At 65.3% G+C, this 25,671-nt stretch carries 20 protein-coding genes; 5 read left to right on the plus strand and 15 right to left on the minus strand.

Features of this window, described 5'->3' with window-relative positions:
- The 3 genes from NFV80_RS07595 to NFV80_RS07605 form a co-directional block, all read right to left on the minus strand.
- A partial coding sequence (locus NFV80_RS07595) for a tetratricopeptide repeat protein (protein WP_296758293.1) occupies window positions 1-877 on the minus strand: 877 nt, incomplete at its 3' end.
- Window positions 867-2,246 (minus strand): hypothetical protein, encoded by a 1,380-nt coding sequence (locus tag NFV80_RS07600; RefSeq protein WP_296758296.1) that lies wholly within the window; start codon window positions 2,244-2,246, stop codon window positions 867-869. The genes NFV80_RS07600 and NFV80_RS07595, both read right to left, overlap by 11 nt.
- A gap of 33 nt (window positions 2,247-2,279) precedes the next feature.
- A complete protein-coding gene (locus tag NFV80_RS07605) occupies window positions 2,280-2,411 on the minus strand; it encodes a hypothetical protein (protein ID WP_295328182.1) in 132 nt (43 codons plus the stop codon).
- Between the two features lie 360 nt (window positions 2,412-2,771).
- Between NFV80_RS07605 and NFV80_RS07610 the strand changes: the two genes are divergently transcribed.
- Entirely contained in the window at window positions 2,772-3,317 is a 546-nt protein-coding gene (locus NFV80_RS07610; protein ID WP_295328184.1) for a hypothetical protein, read from the plus strand.
- A 225-nt stretch (window positions 3,318-3,542) separates the two neighbouring features.
- On the opposite strand, the gene NFV80_RS07615 is transcribed toward NFV80_RS07610, so the two are convergent.
- From NFV80_RS07615 to NFV80_RS07660, 10 genes are all read right to left on the minus strand, one after another.
- Window positions 3,543-4,910: an efflux transporter outer membrane subunit gene (locus NFV80_RS07615; protein WP_296758298.1), complete on the minus strand. Its 1,368-nt coding sequence runs from the start codon at window positions 4,908-4,910 to the stop codon at window positions 3,543-3,545.
- A complete protein-coding gene (locus NFV80_RS07620) occupies window positions 4,907-5,893 on the minus strand; it encodes a biotin/lipoyl-binding protein (protein WP_296758300.1) in 987 nt (328 codons plus the stop codon). Before NFV80_RS07620 ends, NFV80_RS07615 begins: the two co-directional genes overlap by 4 nt.
- Window positions 5,890-6,639: an ABC transporter ATP-binding protein gene (locus NFV80_RS07625; RefSeq protein ID WP_295328190.1), complete on the minus strand. Its 750-nt coding sequence runs from the start codon at window positions 6,637-6,639 to the stop codon at window positions 5,890-5,892. Before NFV80_RS07625 ends, NFV80_RS07620 begins: the two co-directional genes overlap by 4 nt.
- 3 nt (window positions 6,640-6,642) lie before the next feature.
- Window positions 6,643-7,791, minus strand: coding sequence for an ABC transporter permease (locus NFV80_RS07630; protein ID WP_295328192.1), 1,149 nt, complete (start codon window positions 7,789-7,791; stop codon window positions 6,643-6,645).
- Between the two features lie 112 nt (window positions 7,792-7,903).
- The gene (locus NFV80_RS07635) at window positions 7,904-9,310 is read right to left on the minus strand and encodes an efflux transporter outer membrane subunit (RefSeq protein WP_295328194.1); all 1,407 of its coding nucleotides are present in this window, start codon (window positions 9,308-9,310) and stop codon (window positions 7,904-7,906) included.
- A 13-nt stretch (window positions 9,311-9,323) separates the two neighbouring features.
- Complete coding sequence (locus NFV80_RS07640; RefSeq protein ID WP_295328196.1) at window positions 9,324-12,425, minus strand: multidrug efflux RND transporter permease subunit; 3,102 nt, start codon at window positions 12,423-12,425, stop codon at window positions 9,324-9,326.
- Complete coding sequence (locus tag NFV80_RS07645) at window positions 12,422-15,493, minus strand: MdtB/MuxB family multidrug efflux RND transporter permease subunit (protein WP_295328198.1); 3,072 nt, start codon at window positions 15,491-15,493, stop codon at window positions 12,422-12,424. Before NFV80_RS07645 ends, NFV80_RS07640 begins: the two co-directional genes overlap by 4 nt.
- A gap of 18 nt (window positions 15,494-15,511) precedes the next feature.
- Window positions 15,512-16,843, minus strand: coding sequence for an MdtA/MuxA family multidrug efflux RND transporter periplasmic adaptor subunit (locus tag NFV80_RS07650; RefSeq protein WP_295328200.1), 1,332 nt, complete (start codon window positions 16,841-16,843; stop codon window positions 15,512-15,514).
- 24 nt (window positions 16,844-16,867) lie between these two features.
- Entirely contained in the window at window positions 16,868-18,094 is a 1,227-nt protein-coding gene (locus tag NFV80_RS07655; RefSeq protein ID WP_295328202.1) for an MFS transporter, read from the minus strand.
- Window positions 18,075-18,377, minus strand: coding sequence for a hypothetical protein (locus NFV80_RS07660; RefSeq protein ID WP_295328203.1), 303 nt, complete (start codon window positions 18,375-18,377; stop codon window positions 18,075-18,077). The genes NFV80_RS07655 and NFV80_RS07660 overlap by 20 nt, the downstream gene beginning before the upstream one ends.
- A 277-nt stretch (window positions 18,378-18,654) precedes the next feature.
- Here NFV80_RS07660 and NFV80_RS07665 point away from each other — a divergent pair, with 277 nt between their 5' ends.
- The 3 genes from NFV80_RS07665 to NFV80_RS07675 all read left to right on the plus strand — a co-directional run bounded on the left by NFV80_RS07665 (window position 18,655) and on the right by NFV80_RS07675 (window position 20,791).
- Complete coding sequence (locus NFV80_RS07665) at window positions 18,655-19,134, plus strand: EAL domain-containing protein (RefSeq protein WP_295328205.1); 480 nt, start codon at window positions 18,655-18,657, stop codon at window positions 19,132-19,134.
- Window positions 19,135-19,232: 98 nt separating this feature from the next.
- Complete coding sequence (locus NFV80_RS07670; protein ID WP_295328208.1) at window positions 19,233-19,754, plus strand: TauD/TfdA family dioxygenase; 522 nt, start codon at window positions 19,233-19,235, stop codon at window positions 19,752-19,754.
- 68 nt (window positions 19,755-19,822) lie between these two features.
- Window positions 19,823-20,791, plus strand: coding sequence for a sulfonate ABC transporter substrate-binding protein (locus tag NFV80_RS07675; RefSeq protein WP_295328216.1), 969 nt, complete (start codon window positions 19,823-19,825; stop codon window positions 20,789-20,791).
- A 105-nt stretch (window positions 20,792-20,896) separates the two neighbouring features.
- On the opposite strand, the gene NFV80_RS07680 is transcribed toward NFV80_RS07675, so the two are convergent.
- Window positions 20,897-21,316, minus strand: a complete 420-nt coding sequence (locus tag NFV80_RS07680) for a type II toxin-antitoxin system VapC family toxin (RefSeq protein WP_295328209.1) — start codon at window positions 21,314-21,316, stop codon at window positions 20,897-20,899.
- On the minus strand, window positions 21,316-21,555 hold the full coding sequence (locus tag NFV80_RS07685) for an AbrB/MazE/SpoVT family DNA-binding domain-containing protein (protein ID WP_295328211.1): 240 nt from the start codon (window positions 21,553-21,555) through the stop codon (window positions 21,316-21,318). The genes NFV80_RS07680 and NFV80_RS07685 overlap by 1 nt, the downstream gene beginning before the upstream one ends.
- A 915-nt stretch (window positions 21,556-22,470) precedes the next feature.
- Here NFV80_RS07685 and NFV80_RS07690 point away from each other — a divergent pair.
- Window positions 22,471-25,671, plus strand: a 3,201-nt coding sequence (locus tag NFV80_RS07690) for a tetratricopeptide repeat protein (RefSeq protein WP_296758305.1), incomplete at its 3' end; no start/stop codon positions are given.

The raw sequence follows: 25,671 nt of genomic DNA on the forward strand, positions 1-25,671 counted from the left end.
CCTGCGGCGTGTCGCCCAGCGCCGTGCGCAGTTGCCGGCTGAGCTCCAGACTCTCGGCATACGCCGCCCGCGCCGCTTCCAGGTCTCCGAGCTCGCCGGACACGCCACCGACGTTGTCCAGCGACACCGACAGGTCGCGCAGCGTCTGCGGCGTGTCGCCCAGCGCCGCGCGCAGTTGCCGGCTGAGCTCCAGACTCTCCGACGCAATCCGGCGTGCTTCAGGTAGACGGCCCAACTCGCGCAGGGACTCGACGGCAGCCCAGGAATCAGCGAGATTGGCCTTGCCGGCGCCGGCAGATTGCCGTTGCCAGGCCGCAAGCCGGCGTTCGGCCAATTCGGCCAGCTCGGCCAAGCGGCCATCGCGTGCAGGCTTCGAATCGATGCGCGTTGCACCGGCCACCGCGGGTTCGGGCCTTGGACGTTCGCAGCGCAGAGTGAGACGCCGCACCGACCACAAATCCGGTGCGATTTCCGCGGTCCTTGCGACGTCATCGCAAGGCAGCAACAAGACGAGCGGAGCGCGAAAGGTGCTTTCGAGTCTGCCGCGGCCCTCGTTCAGGCGTGCGAGCAGCTGCCGCCTCGCCTCGCTCCAGCCGTCGTCGCTCGGGTGGCGCCAGCATTCGAGCCACACCGGCCGGCCCGGCCGGCAATCGCCGCCGAGCAAGGCGTCCATTGCCACGCTGACCAGCTCGCCCGATGCTGCCGGGAGCACGCGCTGCAGGCGCAGCGTGCGCAAGCGCAGACTGTCATCGAGATAGCGGCAACCGAGATCGACCTGAGCTGGCCAGTCGATGAACACCAGATAGAATGCGAAGCCGTCGGCAAGGTCGAGGCTGCGCCGCAAGCGCGGCCAGCCGGGATCGAGCTCAACCGGCACCGGCGGCGCTTCCGGGACGTTCCCGTTCGACCTGCTCGCGCAGCAGCGGATGCACGTCGTACCAATCCTCGCCGTTGCGATACATCAGGACGCGCTTGGTTTCGAGGTCATGCACCAGCGCGTCCATGTCGGCGTCGCTTTCGAGACGCGGCGCCTTGGTCGTGGCCAAGTGGCGCAGCCGTTCGAGATGCCCGGTGGTGATCCAGGTCATGTCGCGGCGAATCTGGTTCAAGGTGTAGCGCAGCGCCGCCTCGACGTTCGTCGAAAATTCCAGTTCGAGCAGGAGGATCGAAAGCATGCGGAACAAGTCGCGCAAATCGCCGCCGGACGCCTCGATGACCTGATCGAGTGCCTCGGCGGAGATCAGTTCCTCCCACTGCCCGTAGCGGCGCGTGACAATCTTGCGGATGATGGCGACGCCCTCCGCATCCGGCTCGCGCGAACGCGCCTGGAAGACATGGGCCGTGGTCAAATGGCAAAGGGTGCCGGCACCGAAGACTCCGGCCAGGTGTGGCGCCAGCTTGATCAGATAGGGCGCCACCGAATATACCGTCTGTAAATCGGCGAGGCGCAGCATGTCGGGGTACTGGCTGAACATCGCGCGCACGCTGGAGAATACGTCGTCGCTTGCTTCGCCACTGCCGCGCAGGCGTTCCAGCGAATCGATGACCAGCACGACCTTGATATCGTCGCCATATTTCCCGCGCAAACGGTCGAGAATCTGGCCACGGAAGAGTTCGAGGTGTTCCGCCAAGGCAGCAAGATGGCCGCGCAAGTGTGCCTGAATCCGTTGCTTGACGACGGGGTCGCGAATCAGCGCGGCCTTCAGGTCGCCTTTGAAAGAGAACCTGGCGATTCCGGGCACGTTTGCCTCCGCACCCGCGCCCACGCTCATCTCACGAATCTCGATCGCGGTGTTGCTGAGAAAGTCGACGATGCGCTCCCAATATCCGCGCGCAACGACGTCGTCCTCAAGCAGGTGCCCGGCCTGCTCGGCGAATGCCGCCGTTACGGATATCAGGAAATCCCCGATCTCGATCTTCTGGTTGAGATTGATGTAGTCGGCGGCATCGGTCAGGAAGACGAGATATTCCGGCGATTCGCGCAGGCTCTGGCGCAAGCGGCGCAATTCGGTGCTCTTGCCGCTGCCGATGTTGCCCGTGAACAACCATACCCGTGAGCCTGTTTCGCGCTCGATCTGGGCCGCGAGCCGCGCCACCGGGTCGATTTCCAGACCCGCTTCGCGTCGGCTGACATGCAATTCCCGCACGTAGCGCCTGGCGTCGTCGGCATCCGCCGGGTCGAGCGGCCGATCCTGCAGTGCCCTGTGGAAAGCCTGCAAGGCTCGTTTGCGTTCCTGGGGAGTCATTGGCTGCCTTGTTTCCTCGAAATTGGCATTGGACTAAAGCAATTTTTCCCGCCGCCGCCAGATCCGCTTGCGCGTCACGGCTGGCAGCGCCACGCTCCTGAGGACCGCCGCATCGCCCTTTCGCTCCGTCGTCCCGTGGGCGAGCTTGATCGAGTCAGTGTTCATTTCGCGCTCACCGCGCTCGCGCCGGATCGTGGTAGCGGGAGCTCTGCGAGGCCGCCAGGATGCAGGGGATATGGGCCCGTACGCCCGGCTCGTCTTCGTCGCGCAGGCGCGGGGAGCCGGATTCGATCGCGGCCAACGGACAGGAAATCCAAGCGCGCTATAAAGGCTTATTGTATATGAGCGGCCAGCAGGGGGCGTCAATTTCCATCGATGGCGGCCCGGCCCTGACACGGGATCGCTGCTATGATGACTTCCTCTGGGATGACAGCGGCCGGAGCAATATTCTCATCGCTCGGGAACGCTGCCGGCTCGCGCTCAAGTGGAGACGCGGAATCTGTAGCTGGTTAGCGGAGGTCCACGGTGTCTTCAAGAAGAGGCGAGGCCTTTCTCCACGAATTCCGTGAGTTCGTCGCCTTTCTCGGTACGCTGTGGGGGATCCTGGCAGGCATCTCGGTGTTCTTCCCTCTGTCCAGTGCCCTCCTGGAAGCCATCCCGCTCGGCAGATACGGCGACGATGGCGGCGTATTCAACATCTTCCCGCCGCATCTGATTACGCTCATCGCGACGGTTTTCACGCTGTTTCTCGTATTGTCGACATTCGGCAAGCGCAAGGTGCTCACGGCGCGAGGAAACACCAATGTGCGGCGGCGGGCCTGGGTCTCGCTGGCATTCGGCCTGGCAGCCGTGGTCGCCTATGTCTCGATTTATTCCGCATACCGCGAGTACGCCTGGGGAGTCTTCGGTCTGGGGTCCGACGATCCTCGCAAGGTGTTCTTTGAAGTGCCCCTGCTGTTGACCTATGTCGCTTTCTTTTCACTGCTCACCCACGCGTTCATGCTCCTGGGCATGGCGGAATTCTACGCGACCGACCGCGAGAACCCGGATTCCAAGGAGTCATCGGGGTGAGCGAGTGATCGACCAGACTTCTCCTGCGGTCGGCCGCAGCCCGACCGCGAAGGAAGCCGATCCGGCAGAGCCGGCGCACAGGCGCCTCGGCATTGCGCACGAGAGCGTGCTGGCACGCGCGCCTTGCGTTCGTTCGGGCTCCGGCCGCGCCCTCGGATGGGTGTCCGGGTCTTGCGCACGGCGCATTCCGGTGAGGTGGACCGCGCCTGGCCAGGGCAGCTGCCGCTATTCGATCCAGCCACCGCCAAGCGCCTTGTAGAGACTGATCGAGTCCGTGAGCACCTGCCCCCTGGCCTGCTGCAGCGCCAGTTCGGTGGCGAAAGTGCCACGCTCGGCATCCGCCACGTCGAGAAAAGTGGTCAGGCCGCGGCGATAGCGTTCCCAACTGATCGCCAGGGTCTCGCGGTCGAACTCGGCCTGCCGGCGCAAGGCATCGACTTTCTGCGAGCCGAGATCGATTGCGGCCAGCTTCTGCTCGACCTCCGATACGGCATTGCGCACGGTCTGAATGTAACGCCACACGGCTTGTGCAGCGTCGGCATCCTTCTCTTCGACTTGCGCCGCCAGCGCGCCGGCGTCGAACACCACGCCATTGAGTGTCGCGGCTACGGAGAACGGAGCGAACCACGGGGTGGTCGGAACGACGCGCGAGGCGGCAAGCGCGCCCAGCAGGTCGAAACGCGGGAAGAGATTGGCCTCGGCAACTCCGACCAGGGCAACCGCCTGGATTGCCAGGCTCTCGGCACGCCGGATGTCCGGGCGCCGTTCCAGCAGTTGCGCAGGCAGGACGACGGCGGGAGGCGCCGAAGTCAGGGCAAGGTCGGACCGCTGCAGCGGCTCGACCAGGTCCCCCGGCTGGAAACCGCAGAGCAATTCGAGGCTCAGGCGGGCGGATGCTGCCGCCTGCTGCGCCTGCGCCAGTACCGCCTGGGCACCCGCCAGCTGGGAGTCGGCGCGGGTCCCGTCATCACCACTGGTCAACCCGGCCCTGATCTTCTGATGAACGATCTCCTGCGTTTCCTGGCGTGAACGGATGGTTTGCCGGGTATAGGCTTCCATCTTCTGCGCCACCCGAAAGGCGACGTACTGGGCGCCGACTTCGGCGAGCAGGGACAGACGCACGTCGGCAAGATCGGCTTCGCTGGCGGCTGTCCCCGCTTTCGCCGCCTCCTGCTGACGCTGGATGCCTCCCCACAGGTCGACTTCCCAGGTGGCATCGAAACCCGCGGTATAGGTGTCCGAAATCGGCGTCAGCGAAGTGGGCGGCGTCGTTTTCCGCCGACTGGCGGCAAGTGTGCCACCGACCGTCGGATACGACAGCGCATCGGCGCCTTTTTCGACGGCTCGCGCCGCATTCAGGTGCTGCAACGCGATCTGCACGCTCGGATTTTCACGCAGCGCCTTTTGCAGCAGATCGATCAGCAGCGGATCGCCCATGCTTTCCCACCAGCGCTCGAGAGAAACCGATTGCGGCAGATGGGCCACCGTTGGAAAACCCTGCGGCATCTCGACGGCGGGCCGCCGATAGTCGGGTCCGACCGTACAAGCGGCGAGCAGCAGGCAGCACCACAGCAGCGACGTTCGCCGACTCATTCCGGTGACTCGTGCCGGAAGCTGGCGGTCGGCACTTCCGGACTTTCGATGAAGACATCGAGCAGCATGCCGGGATAGGCATGCAGAAGCTTCTGGTCGAACGAGTAAATGACCTGCAGGACGCGGGTATCGACGCGCTCGGTGGAATCCCCGGTCAAGGATGCCTTGCCGACCAGCAGCGGCTCGACCCGGACGTACTTGAGATCGGCGTTGAGCTCCTTGTTGCCGCGCAGGAAACCCTTTGCCCGGCTTCCCGGGACGAAGCGCCAGGCGATGTTCTCGTCGATCTCGACCCGAACATGCAGGGTATCGGTGTTTCCCAGGACCACCGGCGCTTTCGCCGTCGCACCGACGGCCACGAATTCTCCGGGATGGCCATTCACCTGCAGGACCTCGCTGTCGATCGGCGCCAGCACATCGAGTCGCGACAGCGTGATGGCCTGTGCCTTCTCGTTCTCCTGCGCCGCCCGCCAGTCGGCGCTTGCCGATTCGACGCGCTTGCTGGCCGCCCTGGCGGCCAGCCGCCGGTGATTTCGCTCCTCGGTCGACACGACCCGGGTATCGGTAACGTCGCGCACCCGCTCGAACTGATCGGCGGCCTCGGCGGCCGCGGCCTCGGCGGCGGCAAGCGTCGCCTTGGCGACTTCGACGGCTGCCCGCCGGCGCAGCAGTTCGGCCTGCACTTCCCTGCCATCCAGGCGAAACAACAGGTCCCCTTTCCTCACGTGCTTTCCTGGTTCCACCGCCATCTCGCTGATGATCCCCGCTACCGGTGGGCTGATATTGAGGTTGAGCGACGACGATTCGACTGCCCCCGAACCGGCAATGTAGCTCTTGAACGGAGCAGCGGCAGGCAATACCTGGATCGGCGCCGGCGGCTGCAAGGCCGTCGAACGCATCACGCGCGGCAACAGGAAGATCGGGCCAACCAGCGCCAGCGCGATCAGGACATAGGGTAGACGAAACAACTGGCGAAGTTTCATGCTTGTCCTCGTCCGTCAGTCGTTTCCACGTAGGCCGGCGGCAAACGATCGAATCCACCGGCGACCTCCTCCTTCGGTGGCACGATTCGCCCATCCTCCATCGCGACGATGCGGTCGGCAAACTTGAAGATGCGTGCATCATGGGTGACAACGATGACCGAGCGTTGCGTGCGATGAGTCATTTCGCGGACGAGTTGCATCACCTTCTCTCCGGTCACCGAGTCGAGCGCGCTGGTCGGTTCATCGCAGACGATCAGGTCGGGCTCCTGCGCGAAAGCGCGTGCAATCGCGACGCGCTGTTGCTGCCCGCCCGACAGTTGGTCGGGCAAGACATCGGCCTTCTCGGAGATCCCGACCTGAGCCAGCAGCTCACGGCTGCGGGCAAGGGCGCGCGCATACTTCCAGCCGGCAATCAGCAGCGGCACGGCAACGTTCTCGGCAGCGCTCAGACAAGGATTGAGGTTGAACGACTGAAAGCAGAAACCGAGATGCTGCAGGCGGAATTTCGGCTTGTCGCCCGCCGGCATGGTCAGAACGTCCTGGCCGAGAACCCGGCACTCGCCCGAAGTCCCATCCAGGATACTGGCGATGACGGAGATCAGGGTCGTCTTTCCACAGCCGGACGGCCCCACCAGCATCAGCAATTCTCCTGCCTCAACGGTCAGGTCGACGCCGCGCAGGGCGTGCACGGCGGTGTCGCCAGAGCCATACACCTTGGTCAGTTGCCGGCATTCGACGGTAGGCACCGCTTACCCCTTGAAGACCACCGCCGGTTCGAGGCGAAGCACCTTCAGCAGCGAGAAACCGGCCGCCAGCAGACAGATGACGAGCACCCCGCCGGCCGAGAAGGCGAGCAGGGAATAGGTGAATTTGACCTGGAAGGTGGACGAGAGCATCGCCATGATCGACGCCAGGCCGATGCCGATGCCGTAGCCGATGGCGCCGACGATCGCCGCCTGCAACAGCACCATGCCGAGCAGCTGCCGGGGCGTCGCCCCGATCGCCTTGAGCACCGCGAAATGACGCAGATTGTCCTGCGTGAAATTGAAGAACATGATTCCCGACACCACCGCGCCGACGATGAAGCCGACCAGCGTGACCATGCCGAAATTGATCAGGACGCCGGTGTTGCGGATGAAGTACCAGAGCGACAGCTCCTTGAACTCCTCCGCGGTGTAGGCAGCGAGTCCGGTCTGCTCGCGGATTTCATGGGTAAGCTCGAGCACGTCGTGCCCCGGCTTGGCCTTGACCAGAACGAAGGACATGATCTTGCGCTGCGCCGGAGCGTAGAGGCGCGCACGCGTGTACGTCGTGTAGATCACCGGCTGCGAGGAAAATGTCGGTCCCGTCCGGGCGATGCCGACCACTTCGGCGCGGCGTTCGTTGAGTTCGAGGATGTCGCCGACCTGCAGCGGACGCAAGGTTCCGTCGGCCTGCTTCTGGGCGAATCTCAGCTTCGCACCTTCATCATTGACGAACACCGCATCGGTCCGGCGCAGGTCGTCGGTAAGGCCGCTGACCATCTTCGCAGGCGCCCCGATCAGGCTCGAATCATCGACGCCGATCAACTGCCCGCTGGCGGTGTTGCCGTCGGGCAGGCGCGCGACCGTCGTCGTTTTGAAAATCGGCACTGCCCAGGCGACGCCGCTGACCGAACGAACCAGACCCAGTTTCGAGTCCGCCAGTGGCTTCGCGTCATCGACGAACTGAACCATCGGGTCCATCACCCAGATGTCCGGCTGCGAGACGTCATTGATGAAGCTGTAGGTTCGCCCGAGGATCGACATCATCGTCGCCGGTTGCTGGGTCATCATCAGCGACGCCACGGCGAGACCGATCACCATGCCGATCACCTTGCCGTGATGGCCGAACAGCGTCTTCAGGGCAATCCGCAGCATCGGTCCTTCATCCTGGGGTAGTGCGCCGGCATCGCGCCCGGCCCACTGCCGATCGAGGTCTCATCTTACCAGCTTTCTCCGTTCGGACTTCGACCCGACCGCCGTGGGCGGCTCATTCCACCACCGGCGCAGCCCATGGACCACCCGCGTTCACATACAACTGGACGGTAGCCTGCAAACGCCGACTCGAGGTGGCGATGCTGGTCACCTCGGCGAACAGTTCCGCCGACTGCGCGGTGACTACGTTCAAGGCGCTGCCGATTCCGGCCCGGTACTGGTTCTCGGCGATCAGGCGCGAACGCCGGGCGGCAGCCAGTGCCCGCTCCTGAACTTCGCTCTCGCGCGTCAGCAGACGCGCTGCCGCGAGGTTGTCCTCGACTTCCTGGAACGCCGTCAGCACCGTCTGGCGGTAAGCGGCGACGGTCTGGTCATAGCCGGCGGTTGCCTGACTGACCGCAGCCTGGCGGGCGCCGCCATCGAACAGCGTCCCGGCCAGTGTGGGAATGACAGACCAATAGCGGCTGGGCGCGTCGATCAGATTCCACAGGGCGCTGTTGCGATAGCCGATCGCCCCGGCCAGATCGAGCACCGGGAAGTACGCGGCGGCAGCAACTCCGATCTGGGCATTGGCAGCAGCCATCCGCCGTTCGGCAGCGGCGATGTCGGGGCGGTGCTCGAGGACCAGCGAGGGGATCAGCTCCGGGATCGCCGGTGCGGACGGCAGGCGACCGACCGTGCTGATCGCGAAAACGGCCGGCGGCCGGCCGACCAGCACGGCAATGGCGTGCTCGAATTGCGCGCGCTGGTTTTCGGCGTCGATCGCCTGCGCTTCGACATTGCTCAACTGCGTGTCTGCCTGCGCCACGTCGAGCTGGGAGGCAACGCCGGCCGCAAAGCGATTCCTGGTCAGTTCGAGGAAGCGGCCGTAGGCGCCGATGGTCCGCTGCAGCAAGTCCAGTTGTGCCTCGGCGGCACGCATCTGGATGAAGGTCTGGGCGAGAAGCGCCTGGGTCGACAAGCGGGCGGCACCGAGATCGGCAGCGCTCGCTGCCAAGTTGGCATCGGCACTCTCGACGTTGCGCCGGATTCGACCCCAGACGTCGATTTCCCAACTGGCGAGCGCCGACAGCGAGTAGGTCGTGGTGGCCGGCGTCGAGACGCTGGCGGCGGCCGCGGTGTTGCCGCGATTCGCCGTGGCGGCGAGCGAAACGGTCGGAAAGAACGCGGACCGGGCGCTGTCCAGCGTGGCGCGCGCCGCCCGGTAGCGGGCTTCCGCCTGCTTCAGGTTCTGATTGTCGAGCATGACCTGCTCGACGAGGCCGTCGAGCACCGGATCGTCGAACGCCTGCCACCATTTCTCCTGTGGCAGCGGAGCGTCCACCGCAGCCGCCTGCCAGCGGCCGGCTTGCTTGAAGGTCGCCGGCACCTCGGCTTCCGGCCGCACGTAGTCAGGGCCCGGCGAGCAGGCCGCAAGCACCGACGCGACGCAGATGCAGAAGACGGGAAGCAGGTGGCGCATGTCGTATTTCCTTTTACGCGGCTTGCGGCGCGGGCGGGACGAGTGGCCGGCGGCGTCGGCCGAGCAGCCCGGTCCGCAAGCGATCGAGGCCGACGTAGACCACCGGCGTCGTGTATAGCGTCAGGATCTGGCTGACCAGCAGACCGCCGACGATGGCGATTCCCAGCGGCGAACGCAGTTCGGCGCCGTCGCCTCGGCTGACCGCCAGCGGGACGGCGCCGAAAATGGCGGCCATGGTGGTCATCAGGATCGGGCGGAAGCGCGATATGGCGGCGAGGTAGATCGCCTCGCCGGCCGAAACGTCAAGTTGCCGCTGGCGTTCGATCGCGAAGTCGATCATCAGGATGGCGTTCTTCTTGACGATGCCGATCAGCAGGATGACGCCGATCAGCGCGATGACGGAGAACTCGCTGTCGACCGCCATCAAGGCCAGCAATGCGCCGACGCCTGCCGACGGCAGGGTCGACAGGATGGTCAAGGGATGCAGCAGGCTTTCGTAGAGCACACCGAGCACGATGTAGATGGTGATCAGGGCGGCAAGAATCAGCAGCGGCTGACTGGCGAGCGAATCCCGAAATGCCTTCGCCGTTCCCTGAAAGCTGCCGTGAATCGAGGTCGGAACGCCGCGCTGAGCCATCGCCTGCTCGATGGCCAGACTCGCCTCGCCGAGCGATACGCCCGGCGGCAGGTTGAAGCTGATCGTGGAAGCGGGAAAGCCGCTCTGATGGTTGACGGCCAGCGGAGTATTGGTCACTGCGAAGCGAGCGAATGACGCAAGCGGCACCTGCACCCCGGCAGCGTTGGGGATATGGATCGACTTGAGAGTCTCCGGGCTCATCAGAAAGGGGGGCGCCGCTTCCATCACCACCCGATACTGGTTGAGCGGATTGTAGATGGTGGACACCTGCCGCTGGCCGAAAGCGTCGTCGAGCGCATTGTCGATGCTGCGCATGTTCACGCCGAGGCGCGAAGCCGCGTCGCGGTCGATCACCAGCGAAGTCTGCAAGCCCTTGTCCTGCTGATCGGTGTTCACGTCCACCAGTTGTGGCAGGTGCGAAAGCGCATCGCGCACGCGCGGCTCCCAGGTCCGCAGGTCTTCCAGTTCATCCCCCTGCAGCGTGAACTGGTACTGCGCGTTGCTCGGTCTGCCGCCGATCCGCACGTCCTGCACGGGCACCAGAAACAGGCTGGCTCCCGGCTCGTGCGAGAGCTTGCCGCGCAGGCGGCCGACGACCTGATCGATCGATGCCTGCCGCTCGGCGAGTGGCTTCAGGCTGATGAACATCGTTCCGGTGTTGCGTTGCCCGCCGCCGGTGAAACCGGTGACCGTCGCGACCGCGGGATCGTGCTGGACGATCGCCATGAAATCCTTGAGCTTCTGCTGCATGGCGAGGAACGATATTGCCTGATCGGCCTGGATCGAACCCATGATGCGCCCGCTGTCCTGCTGCGGGAAGAATCCCTTGCGGATGGCGCCGTAGAGATGGACGTTGAGGATGATGGTCAACAGCAGGAGCAGGAGTACCAGAGGGGCATGCCGCAGGGACCAGGCGAGGCTCTTGCGGTAGCCGACCATCAGGCGGCGCGAGACAGCGGCAAGGAGGCGCGCAAGGCGGCCGGGGTCTCGCCGTCCGGCGATTGGAAGCAGGAGATGAGCAGCCATCGCCGGGGTGGCGGTGAGCGAGACGACCAGCGAGACCAGAATCGCCGCCGACAGGGTCACCGCGAACTCGCGAAACAGTCGCCCGACGATGCCTCCCATCAGCAGGATCGGAAGGAAAACCGCGATCAGCGACAGGCTGATCGAAATCACCGTGAAACCGATCTCGCGTGCGCCCGCCAGAGCCGCCTGCAACGGCGTCTCGCCTTTTTCGAGGTGGCGGACGATGTTCTCGAGCACGACAATCGCGTCGTCCACCACGAACCCGGTGGCGACGGTCAGCGCCATCAGCGACAGATTGTCGAGACTGTAGCCGCAGAGGTACATGACGCCGAAAGTGCCGAGCAGCGACACCGGCACCGCGACGCTGGGAATCAGGGCCGCCCGCGCCTGACGCAGGAAGACGAAGACCACCAGGATCACCAGCCCGACCGAGATGGCCAGGGTGCGTTCGACGTCGCGCAGCGAACTGCGAATCGTCGGCGTGCGGTCAAGCGCGACGCGCAGGTCGATCGCTGCCGGAATGATGGCGCGAAGATGCGGCAGCAGATCGCGCACACGGTCTACCGTTTCGATGATGTTGGCGCCTGGCTGCCGGTAAAGGATCAGCAATACCGCCGGCTTGCCGTCGGAGGCACCGTAATTGCGCACGTCCTGGACGCTGTCGCGGACATCGCCCAGATCCGCCAGGCGGACGCCGGCGCCGTTGCGAAAACGAACGATCAGTGGCTGATATTCGGCCGCGGTCCTGGCCTGATCGTTGGCGGCGATCTGCCACTGGCGCGCACCCTGTTCGACGATGCCGAGCGGGCGATTGGCGTTGCTCGCAACGATGGCAGCGCGCACGTCCTCGAACGCGAGGCCGGTCTGCGCGAGGCGGTTCGGATCGAGTTCGACGCGCACCGCCGGCAGTGCCCCGCCGCCGATGTTGACCTGGCCGATTCCCTGCACCTGCGACAGGCGCTGCGCGAGGATCGTCGACGCGGCGTCGTACATCTGGCCGCGGTCCATGCTGTCGGAAGTGAGCGACAAAATCATGATCGGAGCGTCGGCCGGATTCACCTTGCGGTAGATCGGATTGCTCGGCAGGCCGCTGGGCAGCAGCGTACGCGCCGCATTGATCGCCGCCTGCACGTCACGGGCAGCGCCATCGATGTTGCGATCGAGGTCGAACTGCAGCGTTACGATCGTGTTGCCGAGCGAACTCGATGAAGTGATCTCGGTGACCCCGGCAATTCGCCCGAGCGCCCGTTCCAGGGGTGTCGCCACGGTGGCCGCCATGGTTTCCGGACTGGCGCCGGGCAGCGACGCCTGCACCGCGATGGTCGGGAAGTCCACCTGCGGCAGCGGCGCCACGGGCAGCAGAAAGAAGGCGATGATCCCGGCCAGCGTAATCCCCAGCGTCACCAGCGTGGTGGCCACGGGACGCTGGATGAACGGGCGGGAAAAATTCATCGTTGACTGAGCCGCCGTGCCAGGCGGTCGAAGGCGAGATAGATCACCGGCGTCGTGAACAGGGTCAGCAACTGACTGAGCAGGAGGCCGCCAACCATCGCCACTCCCAGCGGCTGGCGCAGCTCGGCGCCGATGCCACCGCCGAGCATCAGCGGCAGGGCGGCCAGCAGCGCCGACAGGGTGGTCATCAGGATCGGCCGGAAACGCAGCAGGCAGGCCTGCCGGATTGCCTGCCGCGGCGACAGGCCAGCGTTCCTTTCGGCGTCCAGTGCGAAGTCGATCATCAGGATCGCGTTCTTCTTGACGATCCCGATCAGCAGGATGACGCCGATGATCCCGATCACGTCGAGACCGGCACCGCTGACCCAGAGCGCCAGCAGAGCGCCGACGCCCGCCGAGGGCAGGGTCGACAGGATGGTGATCGGATGAATGTAGCTCTCGTAGAGTACGCCGAGCACGATGTACATCGTCACGACAGCGGCAAGGATCAGCAACAGGGTGTTGGTCAATGACGACTGAAAGGCCAGTGCCGCGCCCTGGAAGCTGGTTTCGATACTGGCGGGAATCGCCAGCTCGCGCTCGGTTGCCTTGATCGCCTGGACTGCTTCACCCAGCGAGACGCCAGGAGCCAGATTGAAGGAAACGGTGGCGGCGGGGAACTGCCCGACGTGGTTGATCGCCAGGGCCGTGGGGCGCTCTTCCACGCGCGCCAGCGACGACAGCGGAATCTGCTGTCCCGAAGCGGTGGCAACGTGGATCGTTTCCAGGGCTGCGGGACCGAGCTGAAAGTCGGGCTGCACTTCGAGCACCACGCGGTACTGGTTGGACTGGGTGAAAATGGTCGAAATCAGGCGCTGGCCAAAGGCGTCGTACAGCGCGTTGTCGATCGCCGCGGTGCTCACCCCGAGGCGGCCGGCGGCATCGCGATCGATCGCAACGTAAGCCTGCAGGCCGTGCTCCTGCAGATCCGAGGCGACGTCCGAGAGCATCGGCAGCGCACGCAAACGGTCGACCAGCTTCGGCACCCACTGACCGAGCGCTGCCGAGTCCGGCGATGCCAGCATGAACTGGTACTGGGTGCGGGAAATCCGGTCTTCGATGGTCAGATCCTGCACCGCTTGCAGGTACAGCGTCATCCCCGGAACGCCACGCGCACGCTCGCTCAGGCGGCGAATGATTGCCGACGCCGACTGTTGCCGCTCGGCGAGCGGTTTCAGCGAGATCAGCATGCGGCCGCTGTTCGGCGTCGGGTTGCTGCCATCGACCCCGATGAACGAAGAGAGCCCGGCCACTGCCGGATCCTGCAGGATGACCGCAGCCATTGCCTGCTGACGCTCGGCCATGGCGGCGAACGAGACGCCTTGCGACGCTTCGCTGACGGCCTGAATGAGACCGGTATCCTGCACCGGGAAAAATCCCTTGGGAATCCAGAGATACAACATCACGGTCAGCACCAGGGTAGCGACCGCCACCGTCAGGGTCGCTCCCTGGCGCTCAAGAACCCAGTCCAGCGCACGCCCGTACTGCGCGATGGCCGCGTCGAACAGGCGGCCGCTGCCGCGGAAGAACTCACTCTGCTCGGCAACAGGCAATTGCCGCAGCAGGCGCGAGCAGAGCATCGGCGTCAAACTCAGCGAGACGACGGCGGAGATCAGGATGGCAACGGCCAGGGTAATCGCGAACTCGTGGAACAGACGGCCGACGACGTCGCCCATGAACAGGAGCGGAATGAGTACGGCCACCAGCGACAAGGTGAGCGAGATGATGGTGAAGCCGATCTGCTGCGACCCGGCAAGCGCAGCCTGCAGTGGCGGGTCGCCGGCCTCGACGTGACGGGCGATGTTCTCGATCATCACGATGGCATCATCGACGACGAATCCCGTGGCGATCGTCAGCGCCATCAGCGTCAGATTGTTGATCGAGAAGCCGGCCAGGTGCATGACGCCGAAGGTTCCGACCAGCGAGAGGGGGACCGCCAGGCTGGGAATCGCCGTCGCCCGAAGGTTGCGCAGAAAGAGAAAGATGACCATCACCACCAGCGCCACCGAGAGCAGCAGTTCGAAGCGCACGTCGTCCACCGAGGCGCGGACGGTGATCGTGCGGTCGCTGAGCACCGCCACGTCGATTGACGCCGGCAGACTCGCGCGCAATTGCGGCAAGGCTCTTTTCACCCGCTCGGCGACCTCGATGACGTTGGCACCCGGCTGGCGCTGGATATTGAGGATCACCGCCTCCTGCGTGTCGGCCCACGCGGCGAGCCGGGTGTTCTCTGCGTCCTCGACGACCTCGGCGACGTCGCGCAGGCGCAGCGCGGCCCCATTGCGGTAAGCGACGACGAGCGCCGCGTACTCGCGGGCCGTTTTCAACTGGTCATTGGCGTCGATGGTCGAAGCGCGCAGAGGGCCGTCGAAGCTGCCCTTGGCCAGATTGACGTTGGCGTTGCCGATCGCCGCGCGCAGATCTTCGAGCGACATGCCGACGCCGGCCAGCGCCTGCGGGTTGACCCGGATGCGCACTGCGGGCCGCCGGCCACCGGCGATGCTGACCAGACCGACACCGGGGATTTGTGAAATCTTCATCGCCACCCGGCTTTCGACCAGGTCGTGCATGCGCGGAACGGGCAGCGACGGCGAGGTGACTGCCAGCGTCAGAATCGGCGCGTCGGCCGGGTTGACCTTGCTATAGACCGGGGGCAACGGCAGATCGCTCGGCAACAGATTGGCGGCGGCATTGATCGCCGCCTGCACCTCCTGCTCGGCGACGTCCAGGCTCAGGTCGAGGCTGAAGCGCAGAGTGATCACCGAAGCACCACCCGAACTGGTCGATGACATCTGCGCCAGCCCCGGCATCTGGCCGAACTGGCGTTCCAGCGGAGCGGTAATCGACGAGTTGACGACCTCGGGGCTGGCACCGGGATACAGGGCCATCACCTGGATGGTCGGATAATCCACCTCGGGCAAGGCCGAAAGCGGCAACAGCCGGTACGCCAGGGCGCCGACCAGCAGGATCGCCACCATCAGCAGGGAAGTGGCGATCGGCCGCAGGATGAAGATGCGCGAAGGGTTCATGATGGTCTGCGCCGGCGCTCAGTTGGCAGCGGCTGGCTGGCCTCCTGCGGACCGGCGCGGACGCTCTGCCTGTCCGTCTGCGGCACCCGCCGCGTTCTGCCCGGACCCTTCGGGGGGGCGGCCGCCGTCTCCGCGGCGCTTGCCCTGCCCGCCGCGTTCGCCACCGCGCACCTCGGGAGTGATGACCTCGATGCGGGTACCGTCACGCAACTTGTCGACCCCGTCGGTGACTACCCGCGTGCCCGCCGCCAGCGGGCCATCGACCGCCACCACTTCGCCATCGGCAGTACCCGGAACCACCCGTACCGATTTCACCACGTCGTCGGCGTCCACTGCGTAAACGTAGGAGCCCTGGGCGCCACGCTGAATTGCTGCCCCGGGAACGAGCGTGGCATTCTTCTGCGTTCCGAGCAGCAACCGCACGTTGACGAACTGATTGGGGAACAGCGCATGATCGGCGTTGGCAAATTCGGCCTTGAGCCTGATCGTGCCGGTCGCCGGGTCGACCAGATTGTCGAGGGCAAGCAGGCGCCCGTTGGCCAGGCGGTTCCTGAAATCCCGGTCCCATCCTTCGACGACCACCGGCTGGCCGGCGGCGATACGCTGGCGAAGCGCCGGCAAGTAGCTCTCGGGCACCGCGAAGACGACGGTCATCGGCTGCACCTGCGCGACGACCACCAGGCCGTTGGTGTCATTGGCGTGGATCTGGTTGCCCGGATCCACTTGGCGCAAGCCGACCCGACCGGCGACCGGCGCCACGATGTGCGCGAAATCCAGTTGCAATCTGGCGCTGGCCACCTGCGCACGATCCGCCTCGATCGTTCCGCGATACTGGCGCACCAGCGCCTCCTGGGTATCCAGCTGCTGTTTGGCGATCGAGTCCTGCGCCCAGAGCGTCCGGTAGCGTTCGAGGTCGATTTCGGCGTTCTTCAGCAGAGCGACGTCTCTCTGCAACTGACCGTTGGCCTCGGCAAGCTGCGCCCGGAACGGTCGCGGATCGATCTCGGCCAGCGGCTGCCCCTGCCTGACCACATCTCCCTCGCGGAAGTGGAGCCGGATCAACTCGCCATCGACCCGGCTGCGCACCGTGACCAGATTGCGCGGCACCGCCGTGCCCAGCGCAGGCACCCAGATCGGCAAATCGGCGATCCTGACTTCGGCGACCGCCACCGACTGCGGGCGATTGCCGGCGGGACCTCGCCCCCGACTGCCCGCTGCACCGTCGACGGCGGGCGTCATGCCGCGAAAGTAAATGACGCCGCCAACCACTGCCGCCAGCAGCAGAAAGACAGCGATCCACCCGCCACGCCTTCCCGGAATCCACCGCCCACTGTTTCGCTCGCTCGCCATCGTTCTCCCTGCCCAAGAGTTGCTCTACGCCGCGCGCCCTGGGCGCAGCGTCACGTGCCGGTAGACCGCTCCGGCGACGAGCATCAGTGCTCCGCACGCGGCCAGGGTCCGGCGGATGCCGCAGGCGTGCGCAAGGCTGCCCAAAGCAAGGCTGCCCAGCGGCGCGACACCGAGAAATGCCATCGAAAAAAGGGCCATCACGCGACCGCGATATTCCTCGTCGACCACCGTCTGAATCAGCGTGTTGCTTCCCGCGACGGTGAGGATCACCGAGAAGCCGAGTCCCACCAGCACGGGGAATGCCAGCCAGGGTACCGGGGTCAGCGCAAAGACGAACAGGCTGATGCCGACGGCCGGCGCCGCCCTGCAGATCCAGTGCGGCAACTCGCGGGTATCCGCACGCGACGCCAGGAACAGCGCCGCCAGCAGCGATCCGACTCCGGCGCTGCCGATCAGCAGGCCATAGGTGAGCGCGTCGCCCGCGAAGACCTGCCGGGCGAAGATTGGCATGAGCACCGCGTACGGCGTGGCGAGGAAACTGACACAGGCGACCAGCAGCAGCGACCGGCGAATCTGGCAATGACCGAGAACGTAGCGGTATCCTTGCCGGAGCGCGGCCCCGGTCGGCACCGGCTGCCCAGGAACGGCGACAATGCGAATTGCCCGCAGCGCGACGAGCACGGCCAGATACGAGATGGCGTTGAGCAGGAAGCAGACCGCCTCGCCGACTGCAGCGACAACGAATCCGGCGAGGGCCGGCCCGACGAAGCGCGCGCTGTTCATCAACAGCGAATTGAGCGCGATCGCGTTCGGCAGATCGTCCGGATCGTCGAGCAACTGAACGGCGATCGCTTGCCGTGCCGGTACATCCAGCGCGTTGATGCAGCCGAGGAAGAACGCCAGCACCAGCAGCAGGCCGGGCGAAACAAGATCCTGCCAGGCCAGGGCTGCCAGCAAGAGGGCCTGCAACATCGACAGCGCCTGCGTCCAGAGCAGGAGCCGGCGCCGATCGAGGCGATCGGTCCACACCCCGCCGAGCGAAGCGAAGATCAGGATCGGGATCTGGCTGGCAAAGCCGATCATCCCGAGCACGAAGGCCGAGCCGGACAGACGATAGGCGAGCCAGATCATCGCGATCTGCTGCATCCAGGTGCCGGCGAGCGAGACCAGCTGGCCGAGAAAATACAAGCGGTAATTGCGGGAGCCCAGCGCACGGGCGAAGGCGGGCAGCTTACAAACCGGCATGGTCATGCACAAACCGGCGCCCGGGCCTGTCGGGATGCTCGATCAGAACGTGCGACAGCAGCCTGGCGGCGATCCCGGCGAAGACCGCCGCTCGCTGGCCGACTCTGCCAGCGACTGCAGCAGAACGGCGTGGACGCCGGCGAACGACCAAGTATGACGCCATCACCAGGACGATCCAGTGGGCGATCGTACTCCTCCGCAGCAGAAAGTCGCAGATTCCGGCTGGAATGACCAGCAAACGGGCAACCCGGAAGAAGAACTCGGCTTGCAGGAAGGCGCCATCATTCATTGCACGACCGCACCGAAAGTCGTTGATCGAAACCGTTCGCAGACTCTGCGGCGAAAACCCATGGCTCGACTCGGCTACCGGTGCAGGGCCGACGAGGAACTTGCCACGAACGGAAGGACGCCGCCATTCTAGTGACAAATCGTCGGCACGCAGACTCGTGGTTGTGTGGAAATGTTTCAGTCCACAGAATTCACCGCCCTGTCACCGTGCCCCCCGTCCAGGCAGGACGATTGCCGGATTTGGCGAGTGCCCCACGCAGGCGTCGAGGAAGTTCCTCGTGGATCGATGCCACGGCAAGCGCCCGAGTCGCCAGATCGAATTCGCTCCGAAGCTTCCCGGCCCGTCCCCCGGGAGCCGACGCTCGTCGAGAAAGCAGGCGATCCTTGGCTATCGCCGGCGTGGCTTCCGTGTCGCCATCGACGACTTCGGCGCGCAGGACTCCAACTTCGACCGCCTGTGGCGGCTTACCCCGGACGTCGTCAAGATCGACCGCACACTGGTCGTCGAGGCGGTCAGAAACCCGCGGGCACGGCGTGTCCTGCCAAGGATCGTGGACATCATTCACCAGTTGGGGGCCACGGTAGTCTGCGAGGGCATCGAGACCTGCCTGCAGGACGCGCTGGCACGCGATTCCGGGGCCGACCTGGTGCAGGGCTTCCTCTACGGAAAACCCGCCTCGCTGGCGGAAATCGCTCGCCGAGCCGATGAGGGGCGCTGGTCTCTTCCTGCCGAGCAGTTGGGAAGCGTCTCCGAGTGAAGAGCCAAACGCAATGCGTCCGGCTGCGGGCGTGCACCGGGCGGCAACGGGTGCCAGTGCCGAGATCGCCCCGGGACCGCCGGCCACGACTTCCGAACTTGCCCGGCAAATCCTCATATCTCTATTCCCATGTCGTTCCCGACTCCGGTGGTGATACCGTCTGGGCGAGTGCGACGGCGGTCCATGATTCGCTGCCGCGATCGTTTCAGCTCCTTCTCGAAGAACTCGAGGCGATTCACAGCTTCGAGCACAGCGGCTGGCCGCAATACTTCGCGGCACAAGCTGACGGCGAGGCGCAGTACCGCAAGGCCAGGAACGATCACCCGCCCGTGGTCCACCCCGTGGTGCGCACGCATCCGGTGACCGGCAGGAAACTCGTCTACGTCAACCCGAACTTCACCGATCGCATCAAGGGCCTGCCGCGCCAGGAAAGCGACGCCCTGCTGAGCCTGCTCTTCGCCCGTTTCCAGCGGCCAGAATTTCAGGCGCGACTGCGCTGGCAGAAGAACACACTGGCCATTTGGGACAACCGCGCCACCATCCACTACGCGGTCAGCGACCCTGGAGTACAGCACCGGCTACTGCACCGGGTGACTTTTGGCGAAGAGCAGGCTTTCTGATCAGGCATCGGCGAATCTCGCCGTGAAAGGATCCTCATGCATCAGCAGGCGCTTGGACAATTGGGTCGATTCGCGAAACATCTCCTGAAAACGGCGTTGCTCGCCTTGCTTGTGGCGGGAATCATCGGCAACCAGGCCCAGCGCAGACCACGAACAGCAGCGCGCCGAAGGACTTGCGCATCGGCTACCAGAAGTACGGCACGCTGGTCATGCTCAAGGCTCGCGGCAGCCTGGAAAAGCGTCTCGCCAGCCAGGGGGTCGAGGTCAAGTGGACGGAGTTTCCGTTTGGCCCACCCCTGCTCGAGGCGATCAACGTCGGCAGCATCGATGCCGGCAGCGTCGGCGAATCGCCACCGATCTTCGCTCAGGCGGCCGGTGCCGACCTGGTTCATGTCGGCAACGAACCGCCGGCCCCAACTGCCGAAGCGATCATCGTGCCGAAGGATTCGCCGATCGGCAGCGTTGCCGAGTTGAGGGGCAAGCGCGTTGCCGTCGCCAAGGGCTCGAATGCCAACTACCTGCTGATCAGGCTGCTGGAAAGGGCCGGCCTGAAATTCGGCGACATCGAGGTGATCTACCTGCCGCCGGCCAACGCCCGCGCGGCCTTCGAGAGTGGTCGCGTCGATGCCTGGTCGATCCGGGATCCTTTCCTGGCGGCCAGCGAGAAGCAACTCGGTGCGCGCGTTCTCGCCGACGGCAAGGGTGTCGTTGCCAATCACCAGTTCTATCTCGCCGCGCGTTCCTTCGCCGAGAAATACCCGGAGATCCTGAACATCCTGATCGAGGAGATCGACCGCATCGACCAGTGGGGCAGGCTGAATCCCAGGGAAGTGGCGAAATTCCTCGCCCCGCAGATCGGCATCGATCTGCCGATCGTCGAACTGGCTGCGCGACGTCTCAGCTATGGCGTCAAGCCGGTCAGCGACGAAGTCCTGGCGCAACCGCAGAAGATCGCCGACACCTTCTACGAACTGAAGCTGGTGCCCAGGCAAGTCCGCGTGGCCGACGCGGCATGGGCGGGAGGCAGGAAGAAGTAAGGCAGGAAGTCGATTGTCAGCCGACCGGAACGGGCAGAACTCCACTTTTCGAAGAGCCCTTGCTGTGCAAACAAACGGGACCACCTCTCCCTGCTCGTGTTGGATTCATTGACTGCCCGTCCCGGATGCCGGACTCACCAGACTGACCCCGGAGAAATACGTGGAGTAACGCTGAGTATCGCGGGTCAGCACAGTGTAGCCCGCAACGGCGGCATGAGCGCCGATGAAGAAATCGGCGAGCACGTTGCTCTTCTTTCCTCCCTGCCGGCGATAGCGAAAGAAGGCCTTGCCGGCAAGAAACAACGCTGGCCGCGGAATCTCGATCATCGTCAGGCCCAAGTCATCGACGGTGCGATCCAGTGCCTCGACCGTCGAGAACGTCAGCGACAGTTCCGAATGGATCATCGGGTTGATCGCCAGGCGATGAATCCTCGACTGCGCGCGCAGTTGGCCAATCGACCAGTCGGCCCATTCCGGATCGTCTTCCAGAACGTCGACCAGCACATTGGTATCGACCAACAACATCAGGCGTCGCCGCGCAGCAGAGCCATCAGTTCATCGGTGCGCCACTTCACATCGGCCTTGCCGCGTGCTGCGTCGAAGCGATCCGGCTCGCGACCGGGTCGCGCACCGACCTTTTGAATCACCAGCTCACCCTCCTTGTTGACGGCGAATTCCACCGATGATCCGGGCACCAGGTCGAGCGCGTCCCGGATCTGCTTCGGGATGGTGACCTGCCCCTTGCTGGTGAGAGTCGTGGCCATGAAGCCTCCTTGGTATTACGGCATGGCTTATTGTAATACCGCGAAAGGGTGCCCGCAGACGCCGCTGAGTTGATCAGCTTCAGCCTCGCTCCCTGATCGAACAGCGCGTTCATGGGTAATGTCGTCAATCACGGCACGGAGCCAACGAGGGACGCCAAACAAACCGTTCTCGACGCCAACGTCGCCCGGACGATACCAGCCGCGGCAAAACCGCGCTCAAGGAAGGCCTCGACCTGCGCAAGGATCGGAACGTCAAGCGCATCTTCGTGGCGGAGGAACCGGGAGGCCCCAGTCCGGAGACAGGGGCGTGCATCAAACAAGAACCTCACCGAAAATGCGCCAGGGCGCACAGGGGCAAGGAAAAGTGAGAAACTACTCTGGACCGGCGGTCGAGCTTCGTGAGAACAGACATTTACCTCCAGCACTGACCACACGGAAGCCGCCGTTCGGCATTCCGCAGCGCCATTCTTGCTTGACCGGCAGCTTCGCAGCGGGAGCGGTCGCCGGGTGCGGGATGGCGTCGGTCGGCAGCCGGCCATCACCGTACGTTACGACTTTCCCCGGCTACAGCCGCTTCAGACCGGGTACGGTCACTCAGATTCGGCGGTCGAACGGCAGTTGCCGCCGGAAGCTGCCGCTCGTCCGCCTTTCTGGGCTGCCGGCAGCTGTACATCGCACTCATCGGAAGTCAAGGGCGTAGGACAGAACCCGCCACTCCCTGCTCAGCCGTCTTCTCGGATTGAGACCGGACGGCTACGAGAAGCAGATGATCCCGGCCCTCCAAATCTTGCGGGAGTCCAAGGATGGCCGAACACCGTACCGCCTGGCCCGGAACTGCGCCATTTGAGCGATCGTGACGCCGCGATCGTGAAGTGCGATCATACACATGCGAGGAAGGAAGAAAGGAAACAACAATTGGCTCAGGATCCAAAGACCCCCGTGCGTAGGCGACTGGACATCAAGGCCATGCTCCCGGCAGGCGGTGGCCCCGAATTCCTGACAGTCTCCCTGGTCGATCCCGGCGACCACGATCACTTCGACGCGCAGGGCGTGTGCACGCTGCCGGCGCCAGACCTGCCACTCGGAGACAGCGGCATCTCGGTCGAGGAGTTCCTGCAGCACTGGCGTGCAGGCGTTCCCGGCCTCGACGGCGTGGCGCGCCTCTATGGCCAGGCACTGCACCGGCAATTGCTGGGCAACGCCTCGCCGATTCACGACGCCTGGCAAGAGGCGACAGGCGCTGCCCGGCAGGGCGCGCATGGCCTGCGCCTGGAGATCCGCTGTCCACTCGACAGCGCATCGCGTTGGATGGGGCAGCCACTCTCCGCCCTGCCGTTCGAGTTGCTGTGTGACGAACGGGGCTACCTCTTCCGTCGCGCCGGCTGGAGTGCCGTGCGGCGAACTCGTGACCTGGCTTCCCGCGCCATGCGACTTGGCGCAATGGCCAACGCGCCAGCCAGCGTGCAAGTGGCGTGGGCCAACGTCAAGCAGCCCGGTGCGCAGGCGATGGACGATGCACTCTTCACCGGGCACGACGCCGCCGTTCAGGCCTTGGACGCGCAAGGTGTGGTCAAGCGCCTGCCACCCCTGCCTAGTGCAAGCAGAAGATCGCTGACCGATTGCCTGGCAGGACGTCGGCCGCACATCCTCGTCTGGGTGGGCCATGGGCTGGACAGTGGCAGCGGGCTGCTGCTGCACGACGGCGACAGCCCCGCCTATCCGAGCGATCCTGGCCGGGTCGTGGCGGCCTCGGACTTCGCCTTGACCGTGCGACAAGGGCAGGTGGATGTGGCGCTATTGTGGAGCTGCCACGGCGCAGGCACGTTCCGCCCCTTGGATGTAAGCGTGGCCGAGGCTTTGCTCGACCCTGACCGCGGCGACGTCGCTGCAGTTCTCGCATCATTCGCGGCCCTCGACGCCGCTGCGGTGTCCAAGCTCTCCAAGGATCTGATCGCCGCATGGGGCCAGGCCGGCAGCGATCTGGAGGCCGCGCTTGCCAGGGCCCGCGCTGAACTCGACGAAGGCAGCCTGACCTGGGCGCGCCCGGTTCTCTTCTTGCGCACGCCACCAGCGGCGCCCGGAGCGACACTGGTGCCGAGTCTGCCGCCGCTATTGCCAATAACTCTGGGCGGCCATGGGCTCAGGTGGCTGCCACAACTGCCAGCCTGCGCGGGCCACTATGTAGACCACCAGCAGCGCCTTGAACGTCTGACCGAAGACTTGGATCGTCACCCCGTGGTGGTGCTTGAAGGGCTGGCCGGTGCGGGCAAAACCGAGTTGGCGCTGGCGATGGCGTACCGCCGCCGTGCTGCTGGCGAAGGGGTAGCCTTCATCGACCTCAGCGGCCAACCCAGCCTGGCGCATCTGCGCCAGACGCTGGGCCTGCTCGTGGCCGAACAGCCTTTCGACGACGACAGTGCACTGCTAGGTGCGCTGGCCGGCCGGAAGTGGCTACTCGTGCTGGACAACGCCGAAGACGTGTTGCCCGACCCCGCCGTCCGCGCCGACCTGCTGCGCCTGCTGGCCGGCCTGCGCGCCACGGGCCCAGGCTTTCGCGCCATCGTCACCAGCCGCCACGCATTGGCCGCGCCGGGCACGAATGGCGCTGCGGGCCTCTTCCCACGCGAGCTGACGCTGCTGGATCCCGAGGAATCCCGCATCCTCTTTATTGCCGCAGCCGGCCCACGCTTGGCGCAGCATCAGGCTGTGCCCGAGCTACTCGACCCCCTGCTGGCCGAACTGGGCGGTGTTGCGCGCGCCATCGTGCTGATGGCGGGCCAGTTGGGCGGCGAGGTTGATGTGCCTGCCCTGCGGCAGCAGCTGGCGCAGATCGGCCCAGAGGCGATCGCCGAACCCGCGCTTCACGGTGTTGCCGTGCCCGCCGCGTTGGACCGCCACGTGCATAAGGCTCGGTTGGCCAGCGCCTTGCGGCTGTCGCTGGCCTCCGCCGTGCGGCAGGCGCCGATGGCCGAAGCGTTGTTCGATGCCCTGGGCACCCTGCCCGGCGGTTTGCTGCAGGCCTTGCTGCCGCAGGAAGAGCGCACGGCACTCGGCGATGGGCTGGCCGCGCTGCTGGACCACCACCTCGTGCAACTGGCAGGCGAACAACGGCGCATCATGATGGCGGCCCCTGTGCGCGCTTGGGCCTGGCAGCGCTGGCAGAGCGCCGCAGCACTGGAGAGTCGCCATCTGGTGGAGGTTGTGCATGAAGGCCTGGCCGCCTACGCCAGCCACTTGAAGAAAGCGCTCGGCACACCAGATGCGCAGGCAGCGCGGCTGCAGTTTCTGACGGAGTCCAGCAATCTTATCCAGCTGCTTCAACTGCGCACGGGTCCGCTCTGGCCGGCCGAGGATGACCCTGTTGCCGCCAGCGTACTGCGAAGCGCTTCCCTGTTTGCGCAGTACGGCGGTACCGCACACAGTATGTTGCCGCTGCTCGAACCGATGGCTGTATCCCTGTTTGAGCGCGCCGCAGAGACACACAGTGCCGCATTGGTCATGTTCTCGCTAGCCGGGATGAAGATGCGCACCAACGACCTGGCCGGCGCGCGCCAGGCCTACGAGCAGGCGCTGCCGATCTTCCGCCAGATCGAGGCTCGGCTCGGCGAGGCCAACACGCTCCAAGCGCTGGGCGATCTGAAGATGCGCACCGACGATCTGGCCGGCGCGCGCCAGGCCTACGAGCAGGCGCTGCCGATCTACCGCCAGATCGAGGATCGGCTCGGCGAGGCCAACACGCTCCAAGCGCTGGGCGATCTGAAGATGCGCACCAACGACCTGGCCGGCGCGCGCCAGGCCTACGAGCAGGCGCTGCCGATCTTCCGCCAGATCGAGGCTCGGCTCGGCGAGGCCAACACGCTCCGAGCGCTGGGCGATCTGAAGATGCGCACCAACGACCTGGCCGGCGCGCGCCAGGCCTACGAGCAGGCGCTGCCGATCTACCGCCAGATCGAGGCTCGGCTCGGCGAGGCCAACACGCTCCAAGCGCTGGGCGATCTGAAGATGCGCACCGACGATCTGGCCGGCGCGCGCCAGGCCTACGAGCAGGCGCTGCCGATCTTCCGCCAGATCGAGGCTCGGCTCGGCGAGGCCAACACGCTCCGAGCGCTGGGCGAT

Origin of the sequence: Accumulibacter sp., from assembly GCF_023806565.1 — a bacterium.
In the GTDB taxonomy this organism is placed as follows: domain Bacteria; phylum Pseudomonadota; class Gammaproteobacteria; order Burkholderiales; family Rhodocyclaceae; genus Accumulibacter.

What these genes read in the sequence shown, in the direction of transcription:
- NFV80_RS07600 (WP_296758296.1), bottom strand. Translation starts at nt 2,246, where the DNA reads ATGACTCCCCAGGAACGCAAACGAGCCTTGCAGGCTTTCCACAGGGCA.
- NFV80_RS07605 (WP_295328182.1), bottom strand. Translation starts at nt 2,411, where the DNA reads ATGAACACTGACTCGATCAAGCTCGCCCACGGGACGACGGAGCGAAAG.
- NFV80_RS07615 (WP_296758298.1), bottom strand. Translation starts at nt 4,910, where the DNA reads ATGAGTCGGCGAACGTCGCTGCTGTGGTGCTGCCTGCTGCTCGCCGCT.
- NFV80_RS07620 (WP_296758300.1), bottom strand. Translation starts at nt 5,893, where the DNA reads ATGAAACTTCGCCAGTTGTTTCGTCTACCCTATGTCCTGATCGCGCTG.
- NFV80_RS07630 (WP_295328192.1), bottom strand. Translation starts at nt 7,791, where the DNA reads ATGCTGCGGATTGCCCTGAAGACGCTGTTCGGCCATCACGGCAAGGTG.
- NFV80_RS07635 (WP_295328194.1), bottom strand. Translation starts at nt 9,310, where the DNA reads ATGCGCCACCTGCTTCCCGTCTTCTGCATCTGCGTCGCGTCGGTGCTT.
- NFV80_RS07640 (WP_295328196.1), bottom strand. Translation starts at nt 12,425, where the DNA reads ATGAATTTTTCCCGCCCGTTCATCCAGCGTCCCGTGGCCACCACGCTG.
- NFV80_RS07645 (WP_295328198.1), bottom strand. Translation starts at nt 15,493, where the DNA reads ATGAACCCTTCGCGCATCTTCATCCTGCGGCCGATCGCCACTTCCCTG.
- NFV80_RS07650 (WP_295328200.1), bottom strand. Translation starts at nt 16,843, where the DNA reads ATGGCGAGCGAGCGAAACAGTGGGCGGTGGATTCCGGGAAGGCGTGGC.
- NFV80_RS07655 (WP_295328202.1), bottom strand. Translation starts at nt 18,094, where the DNA reads ATGACCATGCCGGTTTGTAAGCTGCCCGCCTTCGCCCGTGCGCTGGGC.
- NFV80_RS07660 (WP_295328203.1), bottom strand. Translation starts at nt 18,377, where the DNA reads ATGAATGATGGCGCCTTCCTGCAAGCCGAGTTCTTCTTCCGGGTTGCC.
- NFV80_RS07680 (WP_295328209.1), bottom strand. Translation starts at nt 21,316, where the DNA reads ATGTTGTTGGTCGATACCAATGTGCTGGTCGACGTTCTGGAAGACGAT.
- NFV80_RS07685 (WP_295328211.1), bottom strand. Translation starts at nt 21,555, where the DNA reads ATGGCCACGACTCTCACCAGCAAGGGGCAGGTCACCATCCCGAAGCAG.